Origin of the sequence: Citrobacter sp. Ce104 (assembly GCF_030334595.1) — a bacterium.
GTDB lineage: Bacteria > Pseudomonadota > Gammaproteobacteria > Enterobacterales > Enterobacteriaceae > Citrobacter > Citrobacter europaeus.
In genome coordinates this window covers 495859-519361 of sequence record NZ_JAOWDP010000068.1, presented here as the reverse complement: position 1 = coordinate 519361, position 23503 = coordinate 495859, and the positions used below count along the sequence as shown (strand labels likewise).

General features: G+C 49.5%; 20 protein-coding genes, 1 tRNA gene and 1 pseudogene. 5 read left to right on the top strand and 17 right to left on the bottom strand.

Features of this window, described 5'->3' with window-relative positions:
• Window positions 1-2: 2 nt before the first annotated feature.
• Both aroC and prmB read right to left on the bottom strand, forming a co-directional pair.
• Window positions 3-1088 (bottom strand): chorismate synthase, encoded by a 1086-nt coding sequence (aroC, locus tag OGW16_RS20940; protein WP_043017081.1) that lies wholly within the window; start codon window positions 1086-1088, stop codon window positions 3-5.
• Between the two features lie 39 nt (window positions 1089-1127).
• The gene (gene prmB / locus OGW16_RS20935) at window positions 1128-2060 is read right to left on the bottom strand and encodes a 50S ribosomal protein L3 N(5)-glutamine methyltransferase (RefSeq protein WP_043017082.1); all 933 of its coding nucleotides are present in this window, start codon (window positions 2058-2060) and stop codon (window positions 1128-1130) included.
• Between the two features lie 166 nt (window positions 2061-2226).
• Between prmB and smrB the strand changes: the two genes are divergently transcribed.
• Window positions 2227-2778, top strand: coding sequence for an endonuclease SmrB (smrB, locus tag OGW16_RS20930; protein ID WP_003839296.1), 552 nt, complete (start codon window positions 2227-2229; stop codon window positions 2776-2778).
• 80 nt (window positions 2779-2858) lie between these two features.
• On the opposite strand, the gene sixA is transcribed toward smrB, so the two are convergent.
• The 4 genes from sixA to OGW16_RS20910 all read right to left on the bottom strand — a co-directional run bounded on the left by sixA (window position 2859) and on the right by OGW16_RS20910 (window position 7471).
• The gene (sixA, locus tag OGW16_RS20925) at window positions 2859-3344 is read right to left on the bottom strand and encodes a phosphohistidine phosphatase SixA (protein ID WP_003028179.1); all 486 of its coding nucleotides are present in this window, start codon (window positions 3342-3344) and stop codon (window positions 2859-2861) included.
• 208 nt (window positions 3345-3552) lie between these two features.
• A complete protein-coding gene (gene fadJ / locus OGW16_RS20920; protein ID WP_286518776.1) occupies window positions 3553-5700 on the bottom strand; it encodes a fatty acid oxidation complex subunit alpha FadJ in 2148 nt (715 codons plus the stop codon).
• A complete protein-coding gene (gene fadI, locus OGW16_RS20915; protein WP_043017084.1) occupies window positions 5700-7010 on the bottom strand; it encodes an acetyl-CoA C-acyltransferase FadI in 1311 nt (436 codons plus the stop codon). The genes fadJ and fadI overlap by 1 nt, the downstream gene beginning before the upstream one ends.
• A gap of 176 nt (window positions 7011-7186) precedes the next feature.
• A complete protein-coding gene (locus tag OGW16_RS20910; protein WP_003028186.1) occupies window positions 7187-7471 on the bottom strand; it encodes a YfcZ/YiiS family protein in 285 nt (94 codons plus the stop codon).
• A 371-nt stretch (window positions 7472-7842) separates the two neighbouring features.
• Here OGW16_RS20910 and fadL point away from each other — a divergent pair, with 371 nt between their 5' ends.
• Window positions 7843-9123: a long-chain fatty acid transporter FadL gene (fadL, locus tag OGW16_RS20905; RefSeq protein ID WP_043017085.1), complete on the top strand. Its 1281-nt coding sequence runs from the start codon at window positions 7843-7845 to the stop codon at window positions 9121-9123.
• Window positions 9124-9182: 59 nt separating this feature from the next.
• Here the strand turns inward: fadL and mlaA are convergent, their stop codons facing one another.
• Window positions 9183-9938: a phospholipid-binding lipoprotein MlaA gene (gene mlaA, locus OGW16_RS20900; protein ID WP_043017086.1), complete on the bottom strand. Its 756-nt coding sequence runs from the start codon at window positions 9936-9938 to the stop codon at window positions 9183-9185.
• Window positions 9939-10226: 288 nt separating this feature from the next.
• Here mlaA and OGW16_RS20895 point away from each other — a divergent pair, with 288 nt between their 5' ends.
• The 3 genes from OGW16_RS20895 to OGW16_RS20885 all read left to right on the top strand — a co-directional run bounded on the left by OGW16_RS20895 (window position 10227) and on the right by OGW16_RS20885 (window position 12648).
• Window positions 10227-11168 (top strand): formate/nitrite transporter family protein, encoded by a 942-nt coding sequence (locus tag OGW16_RS20895; RefSeq protein ID WP_043017087.1) that lies wholly within the window; start codon window positions 10227-10229, stop codon window positions 11166-11168.
• 75 nt (window positions 11169-11243) lie between these two features.
• Window positions 11244-11318 (top strand) — tRNA-Arg (locus tag OGW16_RS20890).
• 163 nt (window positions 11319-11481) lie between these two features.
• A complete protein-coding gene (locus tag OGW16_RS20885) occupies window positions 11482-12648 on the top strand; it encodes a tyrosine-type recombinase/integrase (protein WP_193145088.1) in 1167 nt (388 codons plus the stop codon).
• Between the two features lie 118 nt (window positions 12649-12766).
• Here the strand turns inward: OGW16_RS20885 and OGW16_RS20880 are convergent, their stop codons facing one another.
• The 10 genes and pseudogenes from OGW16_RS20880 to OGW16_RS20835 all read right to left on the bottom strand — a co-directional run bounded on the left by OGW16_RS20880 (window position 12767) and on the right by OGW16_RS20835 (window position 23479).
• Entirely contained in the window at window positions 12767-13825 is a 1059-nt protein-coding gene (locus tag OGW16_RS20880) for an acyltransferase (protein ID WP_172860820.1), read from the bottom strand.
• Between the two features lie 115 nt (window positions 13826-13940).
• The gene (locus OGW16_RS20875) at window positions 13941-15941 is read right to left on the bottom strand and encodes a phage tailspike protein (protein WP_286518775.1); all 2001 of its coding nucleotides are present in this window, start codon (window positions 15939-15941) and stop codon (window positions 13941-13943) included.
• Between the two features lie 154 nt (window positions 15942-16095).
• Window positions 16096-18072 (bottom strand): P22-gp16 family phage DNA ejection protein, encoded by a 1977-nt coding sequence (locus OGW16_RS20870; RefSeq protein ID WP_286518774.1) that lies wholly within the window; start codon window positions 18070-18072, stop codon window positions 16096-16098.
• Complete coding sequence (locus OGW16_RS20865) at window positions 18072-19427, bottom strand: phage DNA ejection protein (RefSeq protein ID WP_286518773.1); 1356 nt, start codon at window positions 19425-19427, stop codon at window positions 18072-18074. The genes OGW16_RS20870 and OGW16_RS20865 overlap by 1 nt, the downstream gene beginning before the upstream one ends.
• Window positions 19428-19436: 9 nt before the next feature.
• A complete protein-coding gene (locus tag OGW16_RS20860) occupies window positions 19437-20129 on the bottom strand; it encodes a P22-gp17 family phage DNA ejection protein (RefSeq protein WP_193145092.1) in 693 nt (230 codons plus the stop codon).
• Between the two features lie 2 nt (window positions 20130-20131).
• A complete protein-coding gene (locus tag OGW16_RS20855; protein WP_286518772.1) occupies window positions 20132-20593 on the bottom strand; it encodes a DUF2824 family protein in 462 nt (153 codons plus the stop codon).
• Window positions 20593-21336, bottom strand: a complete 744-nt coding sequence (locus OGW16_RS20850; RefSeq protein WP_286518771.1) for a phage tail protein — start codon at window positions 21334-21336, stop codon at window positions 20593-20595. The genes OGW16_RS20855 and OGW16_RS20850 overlap by 1 nt, the downstream gene beginning before the upstream one ends.
• Entirely contained in the window at window positions 21336-22754 is a 1419-nt protein-coding gene (locus OGW16_RS20845; RefSeq protein WP_286518770.1) for a packaged DNA stabilization protein, read from the bottom strand. The genes OGW16_RS20850 and OGW16_RS20845 overlap by 1 nt, the downstream gene beginning before the upstream one ends.
• Window positions 22754-23254 carry a packaged DNA stabilization gp4 family protein gene (locus tag OGW16_RS20840; RefSeq protein WP_286518769.1) on the bottom strand — a complete coding sequence of 167 codons (501 nt, stop codon included), beginning with the start codon at window positions 23252-23254 and terminating at the stop codon, window positions 22754-22756. The genes OGW16_RS20845 and OGW16_RS20840 overlap by 1 nt, the downstream gene beginning before the upstream one ends.
• Window positions 23190-23479, bottom strand: a pseudogene (locus tag OGW16_RS20835) (hypothetical protein). Before OGW16_RS20835 ends, OGW16_RS20840 begins: the two are co-directional and overlap by 65 nt.
• Window positions 23480-23503: the final 24 nt, after the last annotated feature.

The window sequence follows — 23503 nt, the reverse complement described above, 5'->3', positions numbered from 1 at the left end:
TCTTACCAGCGTGGAATATCGGTCTTCACGTCCGCATTCTGCGCCCGCTGACGCAGCAGGTGATCCATCAATACGATCGCCAGCATCGCCTCGGCGATCGGCACAGCGCGGATCCCAACACATGGATCGTGACGACCTTTAGTGATCATGTCGACTTCTTCACCGAAGCGGTTAATGGTACGACCTGGAACGGTAATACTGGACGTCGGTTTCAGCGCCATATGAGCAATGATTTGTTGCCCGCTGCTGATCCCACCCAGAATGCCGCCCGCATGGTTACTCTGGAAACCTTCTTTGGTGATTTCATCTCGGTTCTGGCTGCCGCGCAGCGCAACAACGTCAAATCCGTCGCCAATCTCAACGCCCTTAACGGCGTTAATGCTCATTAGCGCATGGGCGATGTCGGCATCCAGGCGGTCGAATACCGGTTCGCCGAGACCCGCAGGTACGCCGCTTGCAACAACGGTCACCTTCGCTCCGATGGAGTCACCCTCTTTCTTCAGCCCACGCATCAGTTCGTCCAGCGCGTCGAGTTTATCCGGGTCCGGACAAAAGAACGGGTTAAGTTCCACCTGGGACCAGTCTTTGATCTCCAGCGGAATATCACCCATCTGCGTCAGGCAGCCGCGAATTTCAACGCCGAATTTTTCTGCCAGATACTTTTTGGCAATAGCTCCGGCCGCCACGCGCATCGCCGTTTCACGTGCGGATGAGCGTCCGCCACCACGGTAGTCGCGCAGGCCATATTTCTGCTCATAGGTATAGTCGGCGTGTCCTGGACGAAAAACGTCCTTAATCGCGCCGTAATCCTGTGAACGCTGATCGGTATTTTCAATCAACAGCCCAATGCTGGTGCCGGTGGTAACGCCCTCGAACACGCCGGAGAGGATTTTCACCTGATCCGGCTCACGACGCTGCGTAGTGTAGCGCGATGTGCCCGGACGGCGTCTGTCGAGATCGTGCTGCAGGTCAGCTTCTGTCAGAGAAATGCCCGGCGGAACACCATCGACAATACAACCGAGCGCCAGCCCGTGTGATTCGCCGAAAGTGGTTACGCGAAAGAGTTGCCCAATTGTGTTTCCTGCCATCACGGCTCCGTTATGAGTGTTGTGTATGTGCGCGTGTATTTAGTCTTTATAAATGCTGAAGTGCTCGCGAGCAGCGATTAACTGCTCTTTGGTCAGCATGAATACGCCGTCACCGCCGTTGTCGAACTCCAGCCAGGTGAACGGTACATCCGGATACTGCTCTATCAGATGTACCATGCTGTTTCCGACTTCACAAATCAGAATACCGTTATCTGACAGGTAGTCCGGGGCGTTCCCCAGAATGCGGCGGGTCAGTTTCAGCCCATCGCTGCCAGACGCCAGACCCAGCTCAGGTTCGTGGCGATATTCGTTTGGCAGGTCTGACATATCTTCCGCATCGACATACGGTGGGTTGGTCACAATCAGGTCATACTGGACTTTCAGCAGGTCGCGGAACAGATCGGAGCGGATCGGCGTTACGTGATGGATCAGGCCGTGCTCTTCAATGTTGTGTTCGGTCACCGCCAGCGCGTCCGTGGAAATGTCCACCGCATCGACTTCGGCTTCCGGGAACGCATAGGCGCAGGCAATGGCAATACAGCCGCTGCCGGTACACATATCGAGGATATGCTGCGGCTGCTCATTGATAAGACCCGCAAAGCGATTATTAATAAGTTCGCCAATTGGTGAACGCGGAACCAGCACGCGTTCATCTACATAAAACTCATGCCCGCAGAACCAGGCTTTGTTGGTCAGATAAGCAACGGGAATGCGCTCATTGACGCGGCGAATCACGCGTTCAACAATACGATGGCGCTCGCTGGAAGTCAGACGCGCGGTACGCATATCTTCTGGAATATCCAGCGGCAGATAAAGTGACGGCAGCACCAGCTGTACAGCTTCGTCCCATGGGTTATCCGTGCCATGGCCATACCAGATGTTCGCCGCGCTAAAACGGCTGACCGCCCAACGCAACATGTCCTGAATGGTATGCAGTTCACTCACTGCTTCATCGACGAAAATTTTATCCACGTATTCCTCCAGGGCATGCTCGTATTAAATTCGGCGGCTAGTTTGCCACGAAGACGGCGATAAATCAGCATTCACACAGGGCCTGAGAGCGAAAATTGCGTTTTAAGCGATCGGATGCCCGCCGAGTCGGGTTAAACTAGCGGAAAATAAAAGTTGAGACTCTCGAATGAAAAAGAAAACATCGCTCAGCGAGGAGGATCAGACGCTGTTTCGCCAGCTGATGACCGGTACGCGTAAAATTAAACAGGACACCATTGTTCACCGCCCCCCACGTAAAAAAATTGCCGAGGTTCCGGTTAAAAGGCTGCTACAAGAGCAGGCTGATGCCAGCCACTATTTCTCGGACGAGTTTCAGCCGCTGCTGAATACGGACGGCCCGGTAAGATACCTGCGTGCCGACGTGAGCCATTTCGAACTGAAAAAAATGCGCCGTGGCGATTACTCCCCGGAGCTGTTTCTCGATCTGCACGGACTGACCCAGCAGCAGGCCAAACAGGAGTTAGGCGCGCTGATTGCCGCCTGTCGTCGCGAACATGTGTTTTGTGCCTGCGTGATGCATGGCCACGGAAAGCATATTCTTAAGCAGCAAACGCCGCTCTGGCTGGCGCAGCATCCGCACGTGATGGCGTTTCATCAGGCGCCGAAAGAGTACGGTGGTGACGCCGCGCTGCTGGTACTGATTGAAGTGGAAGAGTGGCTGCCGCCTGAACTTCCGTGATGCAGAAAAACAGAAAGAGCCGCATTTGCGGCTCTTTGATTTTTCGGATGACGGCTGCGCCTTATCCGATTCCAGACTTTTTAAATCGCTTTTGCCATTTTCAGGTTACACGGGCTCATCTGCCAGTTAAAAGTCCCCTTCCCGCTCTCATCAAGCGTAACGCTGGCAATCGCTGATGTGGTAAACATCGGCGGTGTTTCGCCCGGGCAAAGCTCAGACACCAGATATCCCACTAAAGGCAAGTGAGAGATTACCAGTGCCGTGGCGATACCTTCATTGGCCAGAGCCTGTAAATAGGCGCTGACCAGACCGACATCGCCGCAGGGAGTCAACTCCGGCAAAACATCCACACCGGTTGGCAGGTTCATACACTCCCCCACCACATCCAGCGTTTGTTCGGCTCGTAGGAACGGGCTCACCAGAACACGTTCGATATCCACTTTTTGACCTTTCAGCCAGTTCGCCATCAGGCGAGATTCGTCACAACCACAAGAGGTTAAGGGACGAACCGAATCACTGGCGGCATCGAGGGCTGCGTCGCCGTGACGCATGATAAAAACTTGCATATTGCACCGCTTTTGTTAACCAGAATCACCGACACCTTTATCCGCAGCCCCTATTGACCGTGGTAACGATGTGGTGGCCGGCATTGTGCCTTATCCATTCACCGAATGAAACGCTGTTTTTTACCTCAACGACGTAAGTATAGTCAATCTCTGTTTACATTTTGAGCGAGACCCATACATTCAGTGCGGATTCATCCTACGTTTGACCTCATGAATTCAGGTCAGTTTCCCCAATATTCCAGAATTTTTCACCGCGTTCCGCCATCTGCAATAACTGCTCACACGGTGTAAACCGCGAGCCGTATTGCGTGGTCAGCCGTTGCAGAGTCGCAACCACTTCACCCGCGCCGAGAGAATCCATATACCGGAACGGGCCGCCGAGGAATGGCGGAAAACCAATACCAAATACAGCGCCGATGTCGCCATCACGCGCGCTGCGGACTATCTTCTCGTCGAAACAGCGTGCTGCTTCATTGAGCATTAACATGACGCACCGCTCAGCTATCTGCACGGCGGTAAGCCGGCCCTGACCCTGGACGCCAATAAGCGTATAAATTGCAGGGTCGACCTGTTTTTTGCTTTTACGCCCTTTCACTCCATAAAGATAGAAACCCCGACCATTTTTTCTACCTTTGCGATCGTCATTCAAAATTGAAGCAACAACATTTGCAGGCGCGCTAAAACGTTCTCCATATGCAGCCTCAAGCACTGGTATAATTTTAGTGCCCGTATCAATTCCGACCTCATCCAAAAGTTGGATTGGCCCGACCGGAAAACCAAACTTAACCAGCGCGGCGTCAATGGTTTCAACCCGCTCGCCTTCGGTTAGCATACGTATAGCTTCGTTGATGTAAGGCGCTAAAATGCGGTTAACATAAAATCCAGCCTTATCCCTGACCACTATCGGTGTTTTACCCTGTTTTTTCGCCAACTTAACGGTTGTCGCAATCGTCTGCTCAGAGGTCGTGGCATGCGGGATAACCTCGACCAGCGGCATCTTTTCCACCGGGCTAAAGAAGTGTAAACCAATGACTTGTTCAGGCCTGGCAGCGTTCGCTGCAATATCGCCAATCGGCAAAGAAGAGGTGTTTGAGGCAAAAATGGTATGAGATGCGCAATTCTGCTCAACTTCTGCCACCATCTGTTGTTTTAAGGCCAGATCTTCAAAAACGGCTTCAATAATCAGGTCGCGATGCGCAAAGCCACGGTAGTCGGTTGATCCCGAAATCAGCGCCAGCTGTTTATCACGCTCGCTGCCTTTGATATGACGGCGGCGAACCTTCGTTTCAAGCTGTTCCCAGCTGTACTTCAGCGCGTGGTTGATTCCCTTAGCGTTTATGTCTTTGATACGCACCGGTACGCCGCCTTTACAGGCCGTCACGTAAGCAATACCGCCGCCCATCAGACCACCGCCCAAAATGCCTACGCTGTTAAGCGGGCCGGGTTTCGCATCACTTCCCGGATCCTTTTTCACATCGGTGTTGGCAAAAAAGATGTGCCGCAGCGCCTGAGACTGAGATGTCATCGCCAGTTCACCAAACGCGCGGGCTTCTGCGTCGTAACCGCTGCTGCTACCTTGCGCCAGACCGGTTTCGATGACCTCAAGGATACGTTCTGTTGCAGGGTAGTTACCTTGCGTTTTTTGCGCCGTCTTTTTACTGGCCATGCGGAATAACAGCGCCCGCCCCAGCGGCCCCGCTAACACACGCTCTCGCACCGGCAGAGTTCGATGAGCGGAACTGTCCTTTTTAGCCAGTTCCACGGCGGCTTCCAGTAAAATGGTATGCGGTACAACTTCGTCCACTAAGCCAACTTTCAGCGCCTGTTTTGCGCGTAATTGTTTTCCGGAGAGGATCATATCCAGCGCGGTACTAACGCCAATCAGACGGGGCAGCCGCTGCGTACCGCCGGAGCCAGGCAGCAGACCAAGCTGCACTTCGGGCAAACCCAGTACGGTTTTAGCATCATCGGTACAAATACGGTTATGGCACGCCAGCGCCATTTCCAGGCCACCGCCGAGGCATGCGCCATGAATCGCGGCGATAACCGGGATCGGCAAGGCATTAATTTCCGCCATAATCTGTTGCCCCTGACGGGCCAGCGTTTCGGCTTCCTGTGCGCTGCGACAGCTACCGATCATGTTGATATCCGCCCCGGCGATGAAGTTATCGGGTTTAGCCGAAATGAACACTACGCCACGCAATGCTTTGTTATCGCGAATTTGTTTCAGAATGGCCCGCACCTGAGAAGCAAACTCCGCCTTCAGGGTATTCATTTTTTCTCCGGGTACATCAATGGTGACAACAGCAACGTTATCCAGACGTACGTTTAGCGTAAAAGCCAATGTCATTTCCATTATTCCGCCTCCAGAACCATTGCCGCACCCAAACCACCTGCCGCACAGGCTGTCACTAAACCAAAACCGCCGCCACGACGTCGTAACTCATGGAGGGTTTGGGTGATCATCCGCGCGCCGGTCGCCGCAAAAGGATGTCCATAGGCAATCGATCCGCCCAGCACGTTAAATTTGCTGTCATCAACCTCGCCAGTGGCATGCGCCCTGCCCAGCACGTCGCGGGCGAAACGTTCGCTGCCCAGCAGTTGAAGATTCGCCAGCGTTTGTGCGGCAAAGGCTTCATGCATATCGATCAGGGTTAAATCTGCCATCGTCAGACCCGCTCTTTCCAGAGCAAGCGGCGTTGACCACGCCGGTCCCAGCAGCATGTCCTGCCAGACATCAATGGCGGTAAAGGCAAAACTACGCAAGTATCCCAGCGGCACCAGTCCCAGCTCTTTCGCACGCGACTCCGTCATCATAATCACGGCGGCTGCGCCGTCAGTTAGCGGGGTACTGTTCGCCGCGGTCACTGTGCCATGCTTGCGGTCAAAGGCCGGACGCAATTTTGCGTAATCGGCCAGCGTAGAGTTGCCGCGAATATTGTTATCTTCTGCAAAAGGATCTTTAAACGGCGGTGCGTAGGTCGTCATCACCTCATCTGCCAGTTTTCCTTCAGCCCACGCCTGAGCGGCACGCTGATGAGAACGATGCGCCAGGGCATCCTGTTGTTCTCGCGTAATACCATAAGTTTTGGCCATTTGCTCGGCCGTATCCCCCATGCGTAAACCAGTAGAATACTCAGCGACGGCTGGCGGCACAGGCATCAGGTCACGTAAGCGCAGTCGGGAGAAAAGTTTAAGACGCTGACCGGTGGTCCGGGCCTTATTGACATCCACCAGCACCCGCGCCAGCTTTTTGCTGACGCCAATCGGCAGAACTGACGACGAGTCCGCACCGCCGGCAATTCCTGCGCGAATCGTCCCCGCCATCAGGCTTTCCGCGACATTCGCCACTGCCTGAAAGCTGGTGGCACAGGCCCGGCTTACGCTGTAGGCATCCGTGTGCACATTCATCCCGGTCCCCAGCACAATTTCACGAGCAATATTGGGGGCTTCAGGCATTTGCACCACCTGGCCAAAAACCAGTTGTTCAATCACATCTGCGGGTATTTCGCTGCGCGCCAACAGTTCGCCAACAACCATTTTCCCCAAATCTACGGCGGGAATGCCATGAAACGCGGTTGCCTGACGGGCAAATGGCGTACGCAATCCGCTTACGATGGCGATGCGATCGCCCTGGCGGGTAACCAGCGGTAAAGCCTGACTCATAACACTCCCCTGTAAAAAATAAAAATAAGTGGTCTGACCTGATCACAGTCTTAACCAATTTTTTACATTTAGCCAAGCGGAGAGAAAAGAAAGTGGGAGCTAAGACACAGTGAATAATCACTGACAGTTACGAAAAAGCCCTTGCTACCAGGCAGCAAGGGCTTTTTTTGAAGGGATTAACGCAGGCCCAGCTGGAAGATCAGCGTTTCAGCTTCACAGGCAAAAACAAAGTCGATATCCAGACGCACACCTTCAGACACTTCAGTAAAGGTCGAGGTGATTTGGCAAGGCTCAGATTCCACGCCACGCGCCTTTTCAGTCAGAGCAGCCAGCGTTTCTTCTGCTTCTGCGCGATTCGCGAACACACGGCTGTATGACGCGGTGCAATCGGAGTTGTCCATGATGGTGCCAACATCCATACAGCAGCAAACCGGGGTTTCATCAGCACTGCATTTACTCATTGTAGATTTCCTCTGTATTCGCACCTGAGGTGCCAGATAAACGATGGGGATATTTTACGCTCCCATTATTCGCCTCTCCAGTCGTTAATTGTATGAAATGAGATAAGTGACCGAAATCACACTTAAAAATGATCTAAAACAAAAATCACCCAAACAGGTGAGTGCGCATACCCGCAATTTTGCCAGCTGGATCGCGTTTCCGAGATCAGAATTGAAAATATTTATAAACATACTTGCAACATTTCAGCTGGTCCGACCTATACTCTCGGCACTGGTCTGATTTCTAAGTCGTACCTCAGACCCTACACTTCGCGCTCCTGTTACGGTATGTAACATTGTTTGTATAAAAATAAATCAATGAGGTTATGGTCATGAGCCAGAAAACCCTGTTTACAAAGTCTGCTCTCGCAGTCGCAGTGGCAATTATCTCCACACAGGCCTGGTCTGCAGGCTTTCAGTTAAACGAATTTTCTTCCTCTGGCCTTGGCCGGGCATATTCGGGTGAAGGCGCTATTGCAGATGATGCAGGTAACGCCAGTCGTAACCCGGCACTGATTATGATGTTCGACCGCCCTACTTTTTCTGCGGGTGCGGTGTATATCGATCCAGACGTTAATATTTCCGGTAGATCGCCATACACCGGACGCAGCACCGATGCGGACAACATCGCCCCTACGGCGTGGGTTCCCAATGCGCACTTCGTGATGCCTATTAACGACCAGTTTGGTTGGGGTGCTTCTGTCACGTCAAACTATGGCCTGGCAACCGAATTTAACGACAGCTACATCGTCGGCGAATACGGCGGTAAAACCGACCTTAAAACGGTCAACCTGAACCTGAGCGGAGCCTATCGACTGAATGATAGCTGGAGCTTTGGTGTTGGTTTTAATGCCGTTTACGCCGATGCAAAAATTGAACGTTATTCCGGCGAACAAACTGCTGCATTGCCGAAAGTGGACCAGAAAATTGCCAGCCTGAAGGGTGATGAATGGGGCTACGGATGGAACGCCGGTATTTTGTATGAGCTGGATAAAAATAACCGTTATGGCTTAACGTACCGCTCTGAAGTCAAAATCGACTTTGATGGCGATTATAAAAGTGGTATCCGTACTCAGGCCAACGCGTTACCTGGCGCAGGCACGGCGTTCCCGTGGGGAACAACCAATGCCACAGTCCCAGGTTCTCTGACGCTTAACCTGCCGGAAATGTGGGAACTGTCAGGCTACAACCGTGTAGACCCGCAGTGGGCGATTCACTACAGCATCGCATACACCAGCTGGAGCCAGTTCCAGGAGCTGAAAGCAACCGGCACCAACGGACAAACGCTGTTCTATAAAGAAGAAGGCTTCAAGGATTCTTACCGCATCGCGCTGGGTACGACTTATTACATGGATAAAAGCTGGACCTTCCGCACCGGTATCGCCTATGACGATAGCCCGGTTCCTGCGAGCAAGCGTTCCATCTCCATTCCTGACCAGGACCGCCTGTGGCTGAGTGCGGGTACGACTTACGCATTCAATGATGATGCGTCCATCGACGTTGGCGTCTCTTATATGCACGGTCAGAAAGTGACCGTCAAAGAAGGCCCGTATACTTTCGACTCTGAAGGTAAAGCCTGGTTGTTCGGTACCAACTTCAACTACGCATTCTGATTTTCTTCAGATATAAAAAAGGTGAGCTTTTTAGCTCACCTTTTTATTTTCATCAGTCCTTACTCGGAATCGATCTCTTTTAAATCGTCCTGAATGTCTTTCGCGTTCGGGTTTTCTTCTGGTTTGAGTTTCCCACCGTTCGCAATAAAGTCATGACGCTGGAAGTAAGCCTCACGCACCATGATGTAAGGATCGGAAGACTGACGCAGCAGACCGTCGGAATCGAGCAGTTGCGCGCGGGTTTCAATCCCTTCAACCGTCCATTTGCCTATCGACAACGGCCATGTCAGCCAGGACAGTACCGGATACAGCGTATCCACCATGTCGCCGCCATCATCACGCAACGTGAAGCTGCCATAGAATGGAAGCTGCATATACGGTCCGTAACCAACGTCATAATGGCCTAACGTACTACCAAAACGGTGCGGTTCAACGCGCTGTAACTTCGGATTAGCCATACCTGCCACGTCAATAAGGCCGCCCATACCTAACAGAGTATTCAGGAAGAAACGGGTAAAGTGCACCATTCCCTGATAAGGGTCACCTTGCAGGAAGTAGTTAACCATGACGGCCGGCTCTTCAAGGTTGCCGGTAAAGTTACTTAAACCATTACGTGCCGGCTGCGGGACATAATCACGCCAGGCTACGGCTACCGGTCGAACAACGTATGGATCTAAAACATTAAAGTTGAAGTTGTACATGGTGCGGTTGAACCCTTCAAATGGATCCGAACGCCCCTGCTGTTCAGTACCGGAGCTCGCACACCCCACCAAAAGTGTGGTTCCCAGCGCAAGCGCCGACAGGCGAAGCTTCATAAGTGTCTCCCTGTGTATTATGGCTATCGCTGATTGCCATCCATGACGGAACGAGGACGTATCCGCCTGTTTAGATGTGAGCGATTGTAACAGCACGTCAAATGATGTCTATATACCCTGTCTTACTGATTTGATCATAGCCTGGTAATACGCACTCCGCGGCGGTTCTATTCTAGCTAACCCGATAAAAACAAACGTTACCATTTTTGCTATCTCAGACTTTCTCCCGCTGATTTTCGGACAAAAGCCGCTACGCTTTAGCAATACGTGCTAATTCGGGATTCGGCTATGAATGACATTGAGAAAGAAAAGATTGATCGGCACAGCGACGAGCTTCAGGTCGAAAGTGATGAAAAGTTAGAGGGTAAAAAGATTGAGGTCGACGAGGACAGGCTCCCCTCCCGCGCCATGGCGATCCATGAACATATCCGCCAGGATGGGGAGAAAGAGATGGAGCGCGACGCGATGGCGCTATTATGGTCAGCCATCGCTGCAGGGCTGTCGATGGGCGCCTCGCTACTGGCTAAAGGGATTTTTCACGTACAACTGGAAGGCGTACCAGGGGGATTTTTACTGGAGAACCTCGGTTATACCTTCGGCTTTATTATTGTCATTATGGCCCGCCAGCAACTCTTTACCGAAAATACCGTCACCGCCGTACTGCCGGTGATGCAAAACCCAACCCTCGGCAATTTTGGCTTGTTGATGCGCCTGTGGAGCGTGGTTCTGCTGGGTAATATTATTGGCACCGGGGTTGCAGCATGGGCGTTTGAGCATATGCCGATTTTTGATGAAGAGACCCGCGATGCTTTCGTCAAAATCGGTATGGACGTGATGAAAAACAGCCCAACAGAGATGTTTTCTAACGCGATTATTTCTGGCTGGTTAATTGCCACGATGGTGTGGATGTTTCCTGCTGCCGGGGCAGCAAAAATTGTGGTCATTATTCTGATGACCTGGCTGATTGCGTTAGGCGATACCACGCACATCGTGGTCGGTTCGGTGGAAATTCTCTATCTGGTCTTTAATGGCACGCTGCACTGGAGTGATTTTTTCTGGCCCTTCGCGCTACCAACGCTCGCCGGAAATATCTGTGGCGGAACGTTTATCTTCGCGCTGATGAGCCATGCGCAGATCCGCAATGATATGAGCAACAAACGCAAGGAAGAAGCCAGGTTGCAAGCAAAGCGTGATGAGCAAAAGCAGAAAAACCAGAAAAAACAGGACTAAATGGTGACTGTTTGAGCAGTCGGGCGGCTTGAGACTTACCGTTGTGAGGAAAAAACGCTATACTCGTGCCGCTTCGTCCCCTTAGTTAAATGGATATAACGAGCCCCTCCTAAGGGCTAGTTGCAGGTTCGATTCCTGCAGGGGACACCATTTCTTCGTTACCCGCCATTTCCTCTCATTACCAAAATCCATGATATGACTGTCACACAAACATTTCGACGTTACCGCACATTACTCAACATGAATTGACTACGCCAAACTTTTGCGGGCATATTGTGGGCATACTGAAAAATGACCATGGATTTATGCCCACATGCTTACGGTAAAGCAAATCGACGCAGCAAAGCCTGCGGAAAAATCATATCGCCTGGCAGATGCCGGAGGACTATTCCTGTTCGTTCCCCCATCAGGGAAAAAGGTGTGGCGCATGCGGTACCGCTTCGAAGGAAAGGAAAAGACTCTCGTTATCGGACCATACCCTCAAATATCTCTCACAGAGGCCAGGTCAAAACAGTCAGAAGCAAAAATGAAGTTACTGGCAGGTGTTGATCCGGCAGAACAAAAGCAAGCTATTAAGAAGAAAGAGAAAGAGGCTGCAGCTGATTCGTTCGGTGACATTTTCCGCGAATGGCATGCTCACAAATCAAAGGTGTGGTCGAAAGGATATGCTGACGAGATGATGAGCATGTTCACGGATGACATATTGCCGATCATCGGTCACTTACGCATGGAGGAGGTCGAACCAATGACTCTTCTGAAGGTCATCCGGCTGTTCGAGGACAGGGGCGCAATGGAACGCGCTGATAAAGCCAGGCGGAGATGCGGTGAGGTTTTCAGTTATGCGATCGTAACTGGCAGGGCAAAATACAATCCCTCTCCAGACCTTGCTGGGGCCATGAAAGGATACCGTAAGAACAACTACCCTTTCCTTCCCATGCATCGCATACATGAATTTCAGCGGGCTCTTAATGCATACGGTGGCTGGATAGTAATGAAGATTGCAGCGCAGGTATTGCACTATACAGCCATGAGAACCGTCGAGATGAGATCGCTGGTATGGTCAGGAATAGATTATGAGAACAGGATTATCAGCATCGACCCGTCGGTAATGAAAGGCCGGAAGCTTCACATCGTCCCAATGTCAGATCAGGTCGTTGAGCTGTTTAAAGTATTGCAGCACATAACAGGTCAGTATTCGCTTTGCTTCCCGGGCAGAAACGACAGGAAGAAGCCAATCAGCGAGAACGCTGTACTTGGCGTGATTCGTAGCATTGGCTATGAAGGGCAGACAAGCGGTCACGGATTCAGGCACCAGTTCAGTACCGTACTAAACGAGAAACACTGGAATAGTGATGCAATAGAGATGCAACTGGCACACGTAAGTGGCGGAACTCGCTCTGTTTACAACCACGCAGCTTATCTTGATACGCGACGGGAAATGATGCAGTGGTGGGCAGACTGGCTTGATGAGAAGGTGTGATCGGCAACATTCATTGGAAGTTGCCGATGCTCATGATGCACAGTAACCAATACAATGCCTCTCATTGACCGCCATCTTTAAGCAAGGTAGATAGCTGGGAGGCAATTCTTAGCAATATTTAAATTATGCATTTTCTTAAATATTTAACTTTGCTAGTTAGATACGTGACGGCAACAGACGTAATATATAAAGCAAGTACACACACAATAAAATATGCAAGACTTAAATAATTACTTCCATTTGTATAATGTGAGACAATCGGGCGATATATATATACAAGCACAAAATATAGCAAGGCAGGATGCACAAGATAAACGCCAAATGACGCTGATGAATTGAACGTTATGAATTTTTTAAATGCAGCGCTATCTTTTATTTTTAGATTCATGATTCCGTTATAAAAAGCAAAAGCGGAAATCAACACGAATATTGAACCGCCATTTAATATAGCCTGTATCTTTACCCCGTTAAAATAATAAAAATACAGAACTATCAATGCCGAAATCAAAGCGTTTATCGTATAAACCACAAACCAAAATAAACTGGAGGTGAATATTTTACGTTTATTGACTTTGAATAAGATGCATGAGACCCCAGGAACAAAAGCATAAAACATTAGGAATCCAAATTTTGCTATCCCTGTAGCGTCAAAGAAATCAATACCAAGTCCTAACAGCGTGTTTAATGTTGGGATTAATGATGTGGCAATAACCAGTATTGAGAAGTATAAAACAAAGGCCTTTCCCGATCTTTCATGTAACAACTTAACAAATGGTATAAAGAAACTCAGGCCAATAAACCAGTACATGAAGTACAGGTGATACATAGATGAACCATCAAGCACTGAGTGGATAGCTCCAGAAATTGTTAAACCGTCGAATGAGTAGCTATAGAACACATAATAAAAAAGCGACCAGAAAATAACTGGAATGGCTATTCTGTTCAGTTTCTTCAAAAAGAAGGTATCTACATTTAGTTTGCCTGCAAATGATAGATGCGCAGTAACAATTAAAAATACCGGGACGTTAATTTTAATAAATGACCATATGAGAATCCCTAGATTCCAATTAACCTCATTAGAAAATGTAATAGTAATTTCACTTAATACGTGTTCAGAAATTACAAATAAAATTGCAACAAATTTTGCAATATCTAAATTAATATTTCTGCTTTCCATATCTTAATTCAGTTTGTTGTTTTGGCCTTAAATAACACAACGTCAATAGAATGTAAAGAAATATAATTGAAAGTGAGACTGACATCATGCCACCCTCACTTCCACAGGTCGTTTTTTAGTCTTGATTGCCAAGTCTGGACCCAACCACAGGAGTAACAGAAACTTGAAATGTTTTTGTTGTATCCGTGTTGGTGACTCTTATCTTGATAAATCCCTCAGAACTTCCGCTATTAGGAAGAGTGATCGATGTCCCATCATTTCCTAAAACACCGTACCTCTGCCCAAGCGTTATTGATATGTCTGTTCCAACAACTTTATGAGCTCCATCAACCCTAAATGATGACATGTCATTGGTTACAGTATTCCTTATTACAACCAGTAGACTAAATGGCCTGAACGCAAATGATGGTATGTTCTCAATAGGTATTGAGATGTCTGAAAAACCAAGAGGGGCAAGGTTTGGTAAGTTTATTGAAAGATATCGATAATCTCCCGGCATGTTCAGATAACTTTCATTTGGTATGAAAATATCATTTATCAACTGACTATTCATCCACCCGCTACTAAGAGAGACTGGAGTCAACCCATCGTTACCATAGCAAATGAGATTACCAGTTGTCCCTGATATGTTTATTTTCCCCGTACCTTTATTGAATCTGACAAGAAGCCTCATCCCATCTAATTTAGAAATGGAAAAGGCAACATCAGAACTAGAAACAGAGTTGCCTGATATCTCTCCTGTTTTTATAAACTCTGATAAAACGCTTGGACTTCCTGCAAGGCCTGTAACAAGATTTGCCCTGACGTTTACATCATAAAAATAACCTACTGGAGCAGTGCCAAATCTTTTTATCAGGATGCATCTTGATGTATTCCCGGTTACATTAAGTGCTTTTACATCTACTGTTTCCGTCGTCAAGATTATATCTTTTGCTGATATGTTTCCTGAAACCTGAATGTTACTGGTGTCATCAATCCAGATATCTGATCCGCACGTATTGTTTGCAACAACTGAGTTGCTTATGTAGCTGTTTTCAATCTCTATGGAGCCGTATGTGTTATTGGCATCATAGTTACCTATAACCCTTACATATCCATTTTGATTTATAAAATTGTAAGATGTGGCGTTTTGTCCATAGTAGGTACTGTTACCTATACATTCTGCATTATTCACGCCAATGTGTTGAAAATGTCCGGCATTAAGACCCTGTGGTGCTGATGAGGTACAGTTTACTATTTTAGTATTGGTAATCCGCCTTGAGGTGGGGTCGCCTGGAGTGGAATTATACCCAACAGCAAAGAATCCAACCGAGTAGAAATATCCTGAAAATCTATTCCCATCTATCAGGATATTTTCATAATCAACCTGATCGCTATGTGCATCACAAAAGAAAGCTATACTTCTATCAGGCTGGTAGTTTTTACAGGTCTGAGTTCCTGTTAATTTAGATATGATGTTGCTGGATTTAATCAGGAACCCGTTATGAGTTATGTTTGCATTGCCAGTGATTAAAACAGGCTTAGTCAAGCTGACTTGATCAAAGACAAAATTACCATTAACAAAAATAATCTGTGAATATGGTGGGATCTCGTCAAATGCTTTCTGAATGGCTAAGGTTTCATCTGTTCCATCCCCCTTTGCCCAATCAAGTATGCTATATACATCCGTGTTTTTTTCGTGCTGAGTCCTTGCTCTTGCCGATGTGAACGGTTGTCTAACGCCGACCAGCGCATCACCCAAACTGTCATCGTCTGTATTAGCCAACCTTAATTCAAGTTGATCTGGATCGTACTTAGCTACGTCTTCAAAATAAAACTGCTGTACATTGTATGCATCATAAATCGCCATGCTGTAATTCTGCACGGTAACAAATTTAGATATCTGACCATTGTAAACCGGATATCCTCCTGAGTTTATAACAATTGGCTGCGCCGTAGGAATGAGATTCCCTGTCTCGCTTTCGATATAAACTGGGATCTGGTTTGCTGGATTTGTAGGGTCAGTATCTGGAATCCCAATGTAAATCTTACCGTTTGCATTTGCCTTGAATGATCTAGCCAACGTAAAAAGTTGTGCAGGCATACCTACCACTAAGTTTGCGGTAATATCTGACATTTTTTTCTCCGGGCGCAGCAAAGCCACGCAAGATAAAACTTGCGCAGCATTGCCTTATATTTGGGTTATAATTAATTAAAAATTAGGAGGCTTTATGGAACGAGACTTGCTTAACTTTGCTTTGTTACTTTGCGGGGTTGTTGTTGGTAAATTGTTATTCGCTTAATGCGTCTGACTTTGCGCCCTGAGCGAATGAGTTAACCAATCTCTCTACATCAGACAATGCATTTTCGAAGGCGGTAGAACCGCGTGGCGTGTTCGCTAGGCGAAGCATCGCATTTCGTGCTGGCTCACTCTCATACAGCCTCGCCAGCAATCCATAACCACCACCAACCCCAACAACTGCCGGGTTAGTTGCAGAACCGATACCTAAAATAAATGGGATTGTCTGCTGCCCGGTTGGCGTTGTTACACCTGCCTGACCAGCGCGTTTCGTCGACTCAAGATAGTTCTTCAGTCCTTTCAGATATGCAGCATCCCGGCCTTTAAATGCGATACCAGTCTGGTTTGACATTAAATTAACCTGGCGCAGGAACTGGTCAGGAGAGCCGCCTGATTTCTCCATAGCCTTTCCGATGATACCGTTACGCATTTGTGCGCGGCCCACCTGACCGACTGACCGGTACAGATTCTGAACCTCTGATTTGTTCTTGCTGAAAAGCATGTTGTTGACCACCTCAGGCGTTAAATCACCTTTCATGATCACGTTCTTGAGGCGTGTATTCTGCAATTTGCTGGCTTCATCAGCGTAAACTGCATTAGCTTGCTTATATCTTCGCAGAGTGTCATTCCCAAGGTTTTGGCCTATTGAATTATCAATATCACCCGTCATCGCCTTGTATACGCGCTGAATAGCAGCATCAGAGCGGTTTGGCATAACCACCCTTTCCCCTTTTACATCCTGCCTGAACTGACTGCGCAGGTTGCTTAATTGCTGCAAATCAACGTTCCCTGCCGCCAATTCTTCGCGATAAGCCTGAAGCTTACTGATGGTGTCATTGTCAGCCACCTTTCCTAACTTTTGCAGGCTGGATATCTCATCATCTATTTGCTGCAAAGCGCGTGTTGGTTGAATGTTAACGCCAGCCATTGCGCTTTGCACTTGCTCTAGGCGGTTACCTGCAGCGCGTTTGATGCCTGATGTTTTAGCTTTCAGGCTACCAACCACAATCGACGGATCATACTCACCAAACCGCGACGAAAACTCATCAACCAACTGACTTCGAGCTTCTTGCTGATTAGCTCGCATAGTGCTTGTGCCAGCAAATGGGATGTTTTCAGCCGTGGTCTGCGCCATGCGGCCGACGCGGGAATTTGGTTGCAAAACGTCAGTGGTATGCAGAGGAACATCAGCAGCGTTAGCGAACTGAATAGCCTGCTGTGCTTCTGGTGCGATTGTTCCGCGAATCCCACGATAAGCGGCTCCAGCTGCACGGCCTAACTGGTTAATCGCTCCACCCAATGCAACGCCGGTCCCTAAGTCTGTTGCCAGAGCTTCTGGATTATCACGTTCACTATTAGCAGCAAGTGAACCAACGGCGTTTTCAGCAAGCAATCTTGATGCACCCTGCGCAACACGGCCGGCAATAGATGGTGCTTGCGATGCAATTCTCTCTGCACCAACAGGGGTCAAATATGGCAGCGCTTCAGAGAAGATTTTACCTTCTGTCGTCTGAGGGGTAAGCGCACCTTGTTGCAATCCAAAGTCCTGCTCAAGCCCCTGGGTCGTGACGCGAGTCGCTGGCTGATAAGTTCCGTCACCAATGCCAAGCTTCTGACCAGCCCATGCCCCGGCGCTGGCGACAGCGTCAGCCATTGATGCTGGGATATTTGCCAAATTAACACCAGCTTGTAGCAATCCACGCCCGGTTTCTGCAGCAGCATTGCCAAGGTCAGACATAAAACCACCTTGTTGCTGTGGCTGCGCCGACTCCTGTGGTTGTTGTGCTGGTTGTTGAGTCGTTGGAGGAGGATAAGCAGCATAGAAGGCCTGTTTAGCCTGTTCTGCATCGTTTCCAGCTTGTGGAGCTACTACTTCATTGAAGTATTGCTCCTGCGCCTGTGCTTTCTGCTCTGGTGCTAATGCCTGGTACTGTTGAGAGGCAATAACGTCTTTCCATGCCTTAGCCATTAATCACCCCATAGAGACTGGTAGCCAGATGTTTTCGGTTGCGTAGTTTGTGTTGCAGATGGCTGCTGTTGGCGCTGTCCGCCACTACCAACATCAACCTGATACTGCTGGTTGTAGTTGTCGGTATATTGCTGGATATCGCGCATTGATTGCTGCATTGCTTCTGGGCTCGAGTAATCAACCTGAGGCATACCCTGAAAGTACATCTTTGCTTCTGCAACGGTGTTGATGCCAGATGCACCCATATCGCGAGCTGCTGCAATACCCTGATTCTGCATCTTACCCTGGACGCGTTGAGCGGCGTTGTAGAGCTTTCTCTGATCACCACCAGATGCGCGGCTACGAATGTCAGCACCAAGCGCAGGTGATCCTGATGAACCTGTCACTCCAGTCATGAATCCAAGGTCGTCAGCGGATGCGCCAGAAATTGCATCCAGATCTTTCTTCATTGCGTAATTCTGTGCGCTGGCTGCCGATGTAGCCGGAGCGGCAATTGAGCCTGCAGGAACTCGAACGGTATTTCCTGCATTGTCTATTCCTTCATAAAATGCGTTTTGACCTGCTCCGTGAAGCTTGCCAACGATGCTAACAGTGCGTCCATCAGCCAGTTGTACTGTTCGACCATCACCACCGGAATTTCCTGAAGCGTTAGCGCGTTGGTTTGCCATATCCTGACCGCGGCGGGCGGTGGCTGACGAAATATCCTGACCGCGCATTGTGATGTTCTGACCGCGAGCCTGAAGTCCTTCACCGGCTTTATTACTTCGAACCGTCTCAGCCAATCGACCACGATCAATATCACGGCCAGCTACTTTATCCTGAATATCGAAATATTTTTCAGGACCCACAGCATGCATCCCTATCAGATCTGTTAACTGAGAAAATCCTTCAGGACTTTGCTGATATGTTTGCCATGCCTGTTCCGGAGATACACCAATTTGCTGCAACGTATTCTGATGAGTTGCAAGCTCTCTCATGACAGCATCTGGACCCTGGGCTGCGGCAATGTTTAATCGTGCCGACATATCGCCCATTGCCTGATTCCGATCAGCATCAACAAACCCCATACCCTGGCGAATTGTTTCAATCTGTTCTGGATTCGTGGCCGCGAGTTGACGCAAGGCATCGCGATCACCTGCGGCATAAGCCTGACCGAATGCCTGCTGGAATTCAGATAATCGCTTAGCCGCCTCACCCTGACCGATGGCCTGACCTACCGCACCAAGACCCTGAGCGAGTTGAACGCCTACATTTGGACGCTGGCTGAAGTCGTAGCTTGATAGTGATGGCTGCCCGGGCGCGTTTTGGTTTGCCACCTGCATTGATGGCAAGCCTGCGAGTTGAAATGTAGACACGATAACTCCTTAGAAGAGTGAGCCAAGCAATCCGATACCAGCACCGATACCAGCACCCCATGGCGTTGAGGTACCCAACAGGCTTGCAATGCCAGCACCTGCAAGCGCACCGCTCGTACCGCCGCTAATGGCGCTACCAAGAGTGGATTGACCAGAACCCTGAGAGCGGATAGCTGCCATCTGCTGTGCGAGGTTTCCGGCGTTGTTGGCGTAGTTCTGACCTGCTGACGCCTGACCAGCAGCCGCAGACTGACCAACATTTAACAGGTTTCCGTAATTCTGCATCTGCCCTGAAAGCCAGTTCTGTCCAAGCGTTGGAGCGATGGCTGCAAGCTGGTTTGACGTTGCGGTAGAGCCAAGTCCGCCAGTCGCTTCCGCTGCATTCAGTGACTGATAGCGAGCCTGATTAGCTAACTGGTTATATTGGTCCGAGTTGTAATACTGGTTGAGAGCATTACCCTGACCTTCAAGCGTGGATAATTGCTGGATTTGTTGGAGTGCTGGCAAACCGGCGGCGGCATATGGTGCTAATTGCTCCATTACACGATTGAATTGTTGATTCTGTAGATCGGCTGCGTATTGAGTTGCTTGTGCGGCTGCTTTTTGGCCACTACTTGAAGACCCACCCTTTCCACCGCCGCCTTCAGGCCAAAGAGGTTCTTCACCGCGCAGTTTCCTGCCCAGTGCAAAAATGTTGCTCATGGTTAGCTCCTGGAGTGTTTCTGGAGGAAGTCGATTAGTTCTTCTCGGGTTGCTGAATAGAAAGTGACGTCGTCTACGCCTTTGAAATACTTCTTGATGGTTCCTACACGAGTCATGCCGATCATCGCGCAGTAAATCTGTCCGTGACGGAACTTACGTGCCGCATAGGAGATGACACATGCGAAATTTGTCGTGGAAATGATGTGTCGCCAGAATGCCAGGCCAATGTCTTTGCTGAATCCTCTGGCGTGCGGCAGATACATCGCGTGACAGTCGAATGTTAACGGCTGCGTTTCGTGGTAATAGACGATACCGCCGAATTCACCATGCACGTGAACCTCTAAGTATTTCGTGTCAGGTTTGTAGTCGTAGCCGTCACCGTTATTACTACCGGCGATGATGTCGGGATGATTGCCTACAGCCTCAACCAAATCGGCATCTCTCGTTGGCTTGAATTTAATCATCAGTTAATCAATCCATGTGTGCGCATTGCATCTTCAAGAGCTTTAGTGCGCTGACGTTCTGCGGTGAGAGCGCTGGCGATCGCCTGTATTTCTGATTGCGTGTAAGTCGCACTAACCGTGAATGCAAGGTCAGCGTTAAACGACCCCTTATTTGGCGTGCCTGTAGAGGCAGTCCATCCAGTCTGGCGAGCGCCGACAACCTGCAAGCCAGCAACTTTGTACGAAACAGAAACGTTTTCGCTGCCTGCCACCTGCAACTTGTCTGCCGTTGGCGTAGAGATGGTACCGATAAGCAAAGATCCGCTAACCGGCTGAACGGTCTGGTTTGCTGTTTCGGCTTTAGATACGTAGTCATCCTGAATTGCTGTCACATCATTCTGAAGCGTGACAATGTCAGCCTGGATGTCGATCACTTCATCAAGCAGGTAATCAACGTCACTACGAAGTACGACAATCTTTCCTTCAGCAGTGGTTAGCCTGACCTCAAGAAGATTAATAGCATTGGTGTTGGCGGTAATTCTTCCCTCGTGATCGGCAAGCGTTACATCCTGCTCATCGTTTTTAACCTGAGCATCGTATGCACCTTGCCCTGCTTCGTTAGCCTTTCCAGCAACACTAGTGAAGTCTGCGGCCTGAGACAGAATATATTGCTCATACGCCGGGCTATAACCAGCTGGTAATGATTTTGCACTTAAGCTAATTGCCCTAATCATTACCGGGTTATTTAGGGACGGATCAGCCATCACTCAATCCTTATCTGTGCGCCTGATAATGTGACAGGTGACTTGGTGATAACCCTGATTTTAAATCCGACGTTTTTACGGATGCGGCCGACACGCTTCCAGATGACGCGCTTGTCGTAAACGAATGGCTCGTTCTGCTCAATCATCTGCTCGCGGCCATAGTTGATGCCGTCAGTGGTGGCTGAAAGGAATAACCGGTCAGCGTATTGGGCAACTCCGGTTGATGATTCAACCTCAAAGTCGAACACCCGGGCGTTATCAGCTTTGAAAAGCGGCGTGAATAACATGTGCTCTTGCTGCTTTTCGTACTGACTGGATATGTCGAACTGAAGAGCCCCCTTCACCGCTTCAAGTTTGTCTCCGCAGGTGATCGTGTTTCCTTCATACATGAAGTCGATAGCACGGTAGACGTCGTCATACAGCCCGGTTTTCAGGATGCACCACTGTGGCCCGTTCTGTGATGCTGTGCCGTCATATACCAACACGTGCCGCGGAAGATGAATCATCAGCAACTCGTGAGAGTCGAAGCGCAGAGATTCCATTACGGCTGCAGCCAACTCATCAGCGGTGTATTCGCGAAGTATCTTTTCGATGCTTGCTGTTGCGATCGGAGTGGCCCGCCCAGAGTCGATGATATACACCGACGGCGCACCTGTTGCCGGGTTGCTGACGATGGCGTAGGCGTCCATGAAAACGCATTTGCAGAACGTACCGGCGATACCTTTTGGCACCATGTACGCAGGGTTAGCAACGTATAGCGCCGCTCCGACTGTCGATGTGCCTGTCAGCGTGAAATACTCAATGGTTGATGAACCAAAGCAGACGATAAAGTCCCGCCATGTACCGATACCTATGATTCCATCCGGCTGTGATTCGGCTCGATACTCAGCACTGTACCGGTCAGGATGCGATTCATCTTCAAGGTCAGTAATAAACCAAGAATCTGAGTTATCCTTCGCCCAAGCATAGCGCCCACGAAGCCGGGTTACATCACGCGCAGACCCCAATTCGTATTGCGTATAGCCAGTATCAACAGGCCAGTTGGCAATCGTCTTGGTTGCTCCGTCGTATCGGTACTCGACGACACTGCCATTAACACAAACAGCCTGAGACGTGCGTCCATGGGCCAGAGATACGCGAGAAGAACCTGCTACATCACCAACGGAAGAATCGCCCTTGTACATCTTTCCACCCATTACGCGATATACGGCATTCTGAGAGGTGTTGTACTCAGCCCCGCGAGATGTACCAGCAACGTCTGATAGTTTCTTTACGCCGGGGAATGAGCGCAAATAACCCGATGAGTTGAGCACCTCTTTAGGAGTCGCCAGCATGTTGACCGGGAGATAGTCGATATAGTCGGCGGTTTTGAAGTTTTTCCCAACGCCTTTTATCAATGGAAGCTGCTGAATCGGCATTAGTCGCTCCCGTTATCACATGGACCTTTGCGGTGGAAATAGTTCCATCCGTTGTACGTGGCAAGTCGGTTCCCGCTGCCAATCGGCATGCGGTTTGGATACCCGGCCTTACATTTAGCATCACGAGCGCGAGACATGGCAGATAGCTTGACGAGTTGCTCTTTACCGTAACGCGCGGTCGTAATGAGTTTGCCGGATGCTTCCATCACGTAATCTGGCGCAATTCTGCATGCGAGATTGGTAATCACAGCATTGAGCGCATTGTTTGCCAGCCCGTGGTCATCACCAGTTGCAGGGGGAATATCTGGGTCAGCGAAGATATATCCCACGCTAATTCCTGGTGAGTCATCCCCACCGAGCCACTCAGCCATCATCATCTCGAGGTCGTTAACTCCGTCTTCCATAGACTGAGGTTCGACATCGGTTAATGTGGCGTTAGATGCGACACCGAGTTTGCGCAGCGCAGCGAGAACGAGATCGCCCTTCGTTGTGAGGTTCATCTGCTACCCCTTTGGTTTTGGCCCCGGCTTCTTGCGTTCTTTTACTTCTGGCTCTGGCTCTGGCTCTGGCTCTGGCTCTGCAGAATCATTCAGCAGGTCATCGGGATGTGCAAACCAGCCAGCATCGAGATATTCCTGCAACTCATCTTCGCTAATAATTTCGAAATCGTAGCCAACACCCTTCCATTTCTTGGCGTTACCGTGACGAAATACCATCTGTGTCATAACATCCTCCAAAAAAGATGGGGC

What these genes read in the sequence shown, in the direction of transcription:
- OGW16_RS20845 (WP_286518770.1), bottom strand. Translation starts at nt 22,754, where the DNA reads ATGCCGATTCAGCAGCTTCCATTGATAAAAGGCGTTGGGAAAAACTTC.
- fadI (WP_043017084.1), bottom strand. Translation starts at nt 7,010, where the DNA reads ATGAGTCAGGCTTTACCGCTGGTTACCCGCCAGGGCGATCGCATCGCC.
- OGW16_RS20880 (WP_172860820.1), bottom strand. Translation starts at nt 13,825, where the DNA reads ATGGAAAGCAGAAATATTAATTTAGATATTGCAAAATTTGTTGCAATT.
- fadJ (WP_286518776.1), bottom strand. Translation starts at nt 5,700, where the DNA reads ATGGAAATGACATTGGCTTTTACGCTAAACGTACGTCTGGATAACGTT.
- smrB (WP_003839296.1), top strand. Translation starts at nt 2,227, where the DNA reads ATGAAAAAGAAAACATCGCTCAGCGAGGAGGATCAGACGCTGTTTCGC.
- OGW16_RS20855 (WP_286518772.1), bottom strand. Translation starts at nt 20,593, where the DNA reads ATGATTAAATTCAAGCCAACGAGAGATGCCGATTTGGTTGAGGCTGTA.
- OGW16_RS20850 (WP_286518771.1), bottom strand. Translation starts at nt 21,336, where the DNA reads ATGGCTGATCCGTCCCTAAATAACCCGGTAATGATTAGGGCAATTAGC.
- OGW16_RS20870 (WP_286518774.1), bottom strand. Translation starts at nt 18,072, where the DNA reads ATGGCTAAGGCATGGAAAGACGTTATTGCCTCTCAACAGTACCAGGCA.
- OGW16_RS20840 (WP_286518769.1), bottom strand. Translation starts at nt 23,254, where the DNA reads ATGAACCTCACAACGAAGGGCGATCTCGTTCTCGCTGCGCTGCGCAAA.
- fadL (WP_043017085.1), top strand. Translation starts at nt 7,843, where the DNA reads ATGAGCCAGAAAACCCTGTTTACAAAGTCTGCTCTCGCAGTCGCAGTG.
- mlaA (WP_043017086.1), bottom strand. Translation starts at nt 9,938, where the DNA reads ATGAAGCTTCGCCTGTCGGCGCTTGCGCTGGGAACCACACTTTTGGTG.
- sixA (WP_003028179.1), bottom strand. Translation starts at nt 3,344, where the DNA reads ATGCAAGTTTTTATCATGCGTCACGGCGACGCAGCCCTCGATGCCGCC.
- OGW16_RS20885 (WP_193145088.1), top strand. Translation starts at nt 11,482, where the DNA reads ATGCTTACGGTAAAGCAAATCGACGCAGCAAAGCCTGCGGAAAAATCA.
- aroC (WP_043017081.1), bottom strand. Translation starts at nt 1,088, where the DNA reads ATGGCAGGAAACACAATTGGGCAACTCTTTCGCGTAACCACTTTCGGC.
- OGW16_RS20895 (WP_043017087.1), top strand. Translation starts at nt 10,227, where the DNA reads ATGAATGACATTGAGAAAGAAAAGATTGATCGGCACAGCGACGAGCTT.
- OGW16_RS20860 (WP_193145092.1), bottom strand. Translation starts at nt 20,129, where the DNA reads ATGAGCAACATTTTTGCACTGGGCAGGAAACTGCGCGGTGAAGAACCT.
- OGW16_RS20875 (WP_286518775.1), bottom strand. Translation starts at nt 15,941, where the DNA reads ATGTCAGATATTACCGCAAACTTAGTGGTAGGTATGCCTGCACAACTT.
- OGW16_RS20910 (WP_003028186.1), bottom strand. Translation starts at nt 7,471, where the DNA reads ATGAGTAAATGCAGTGCTGATGAAACCCCGGTTTGCTGCTGTATGGAT.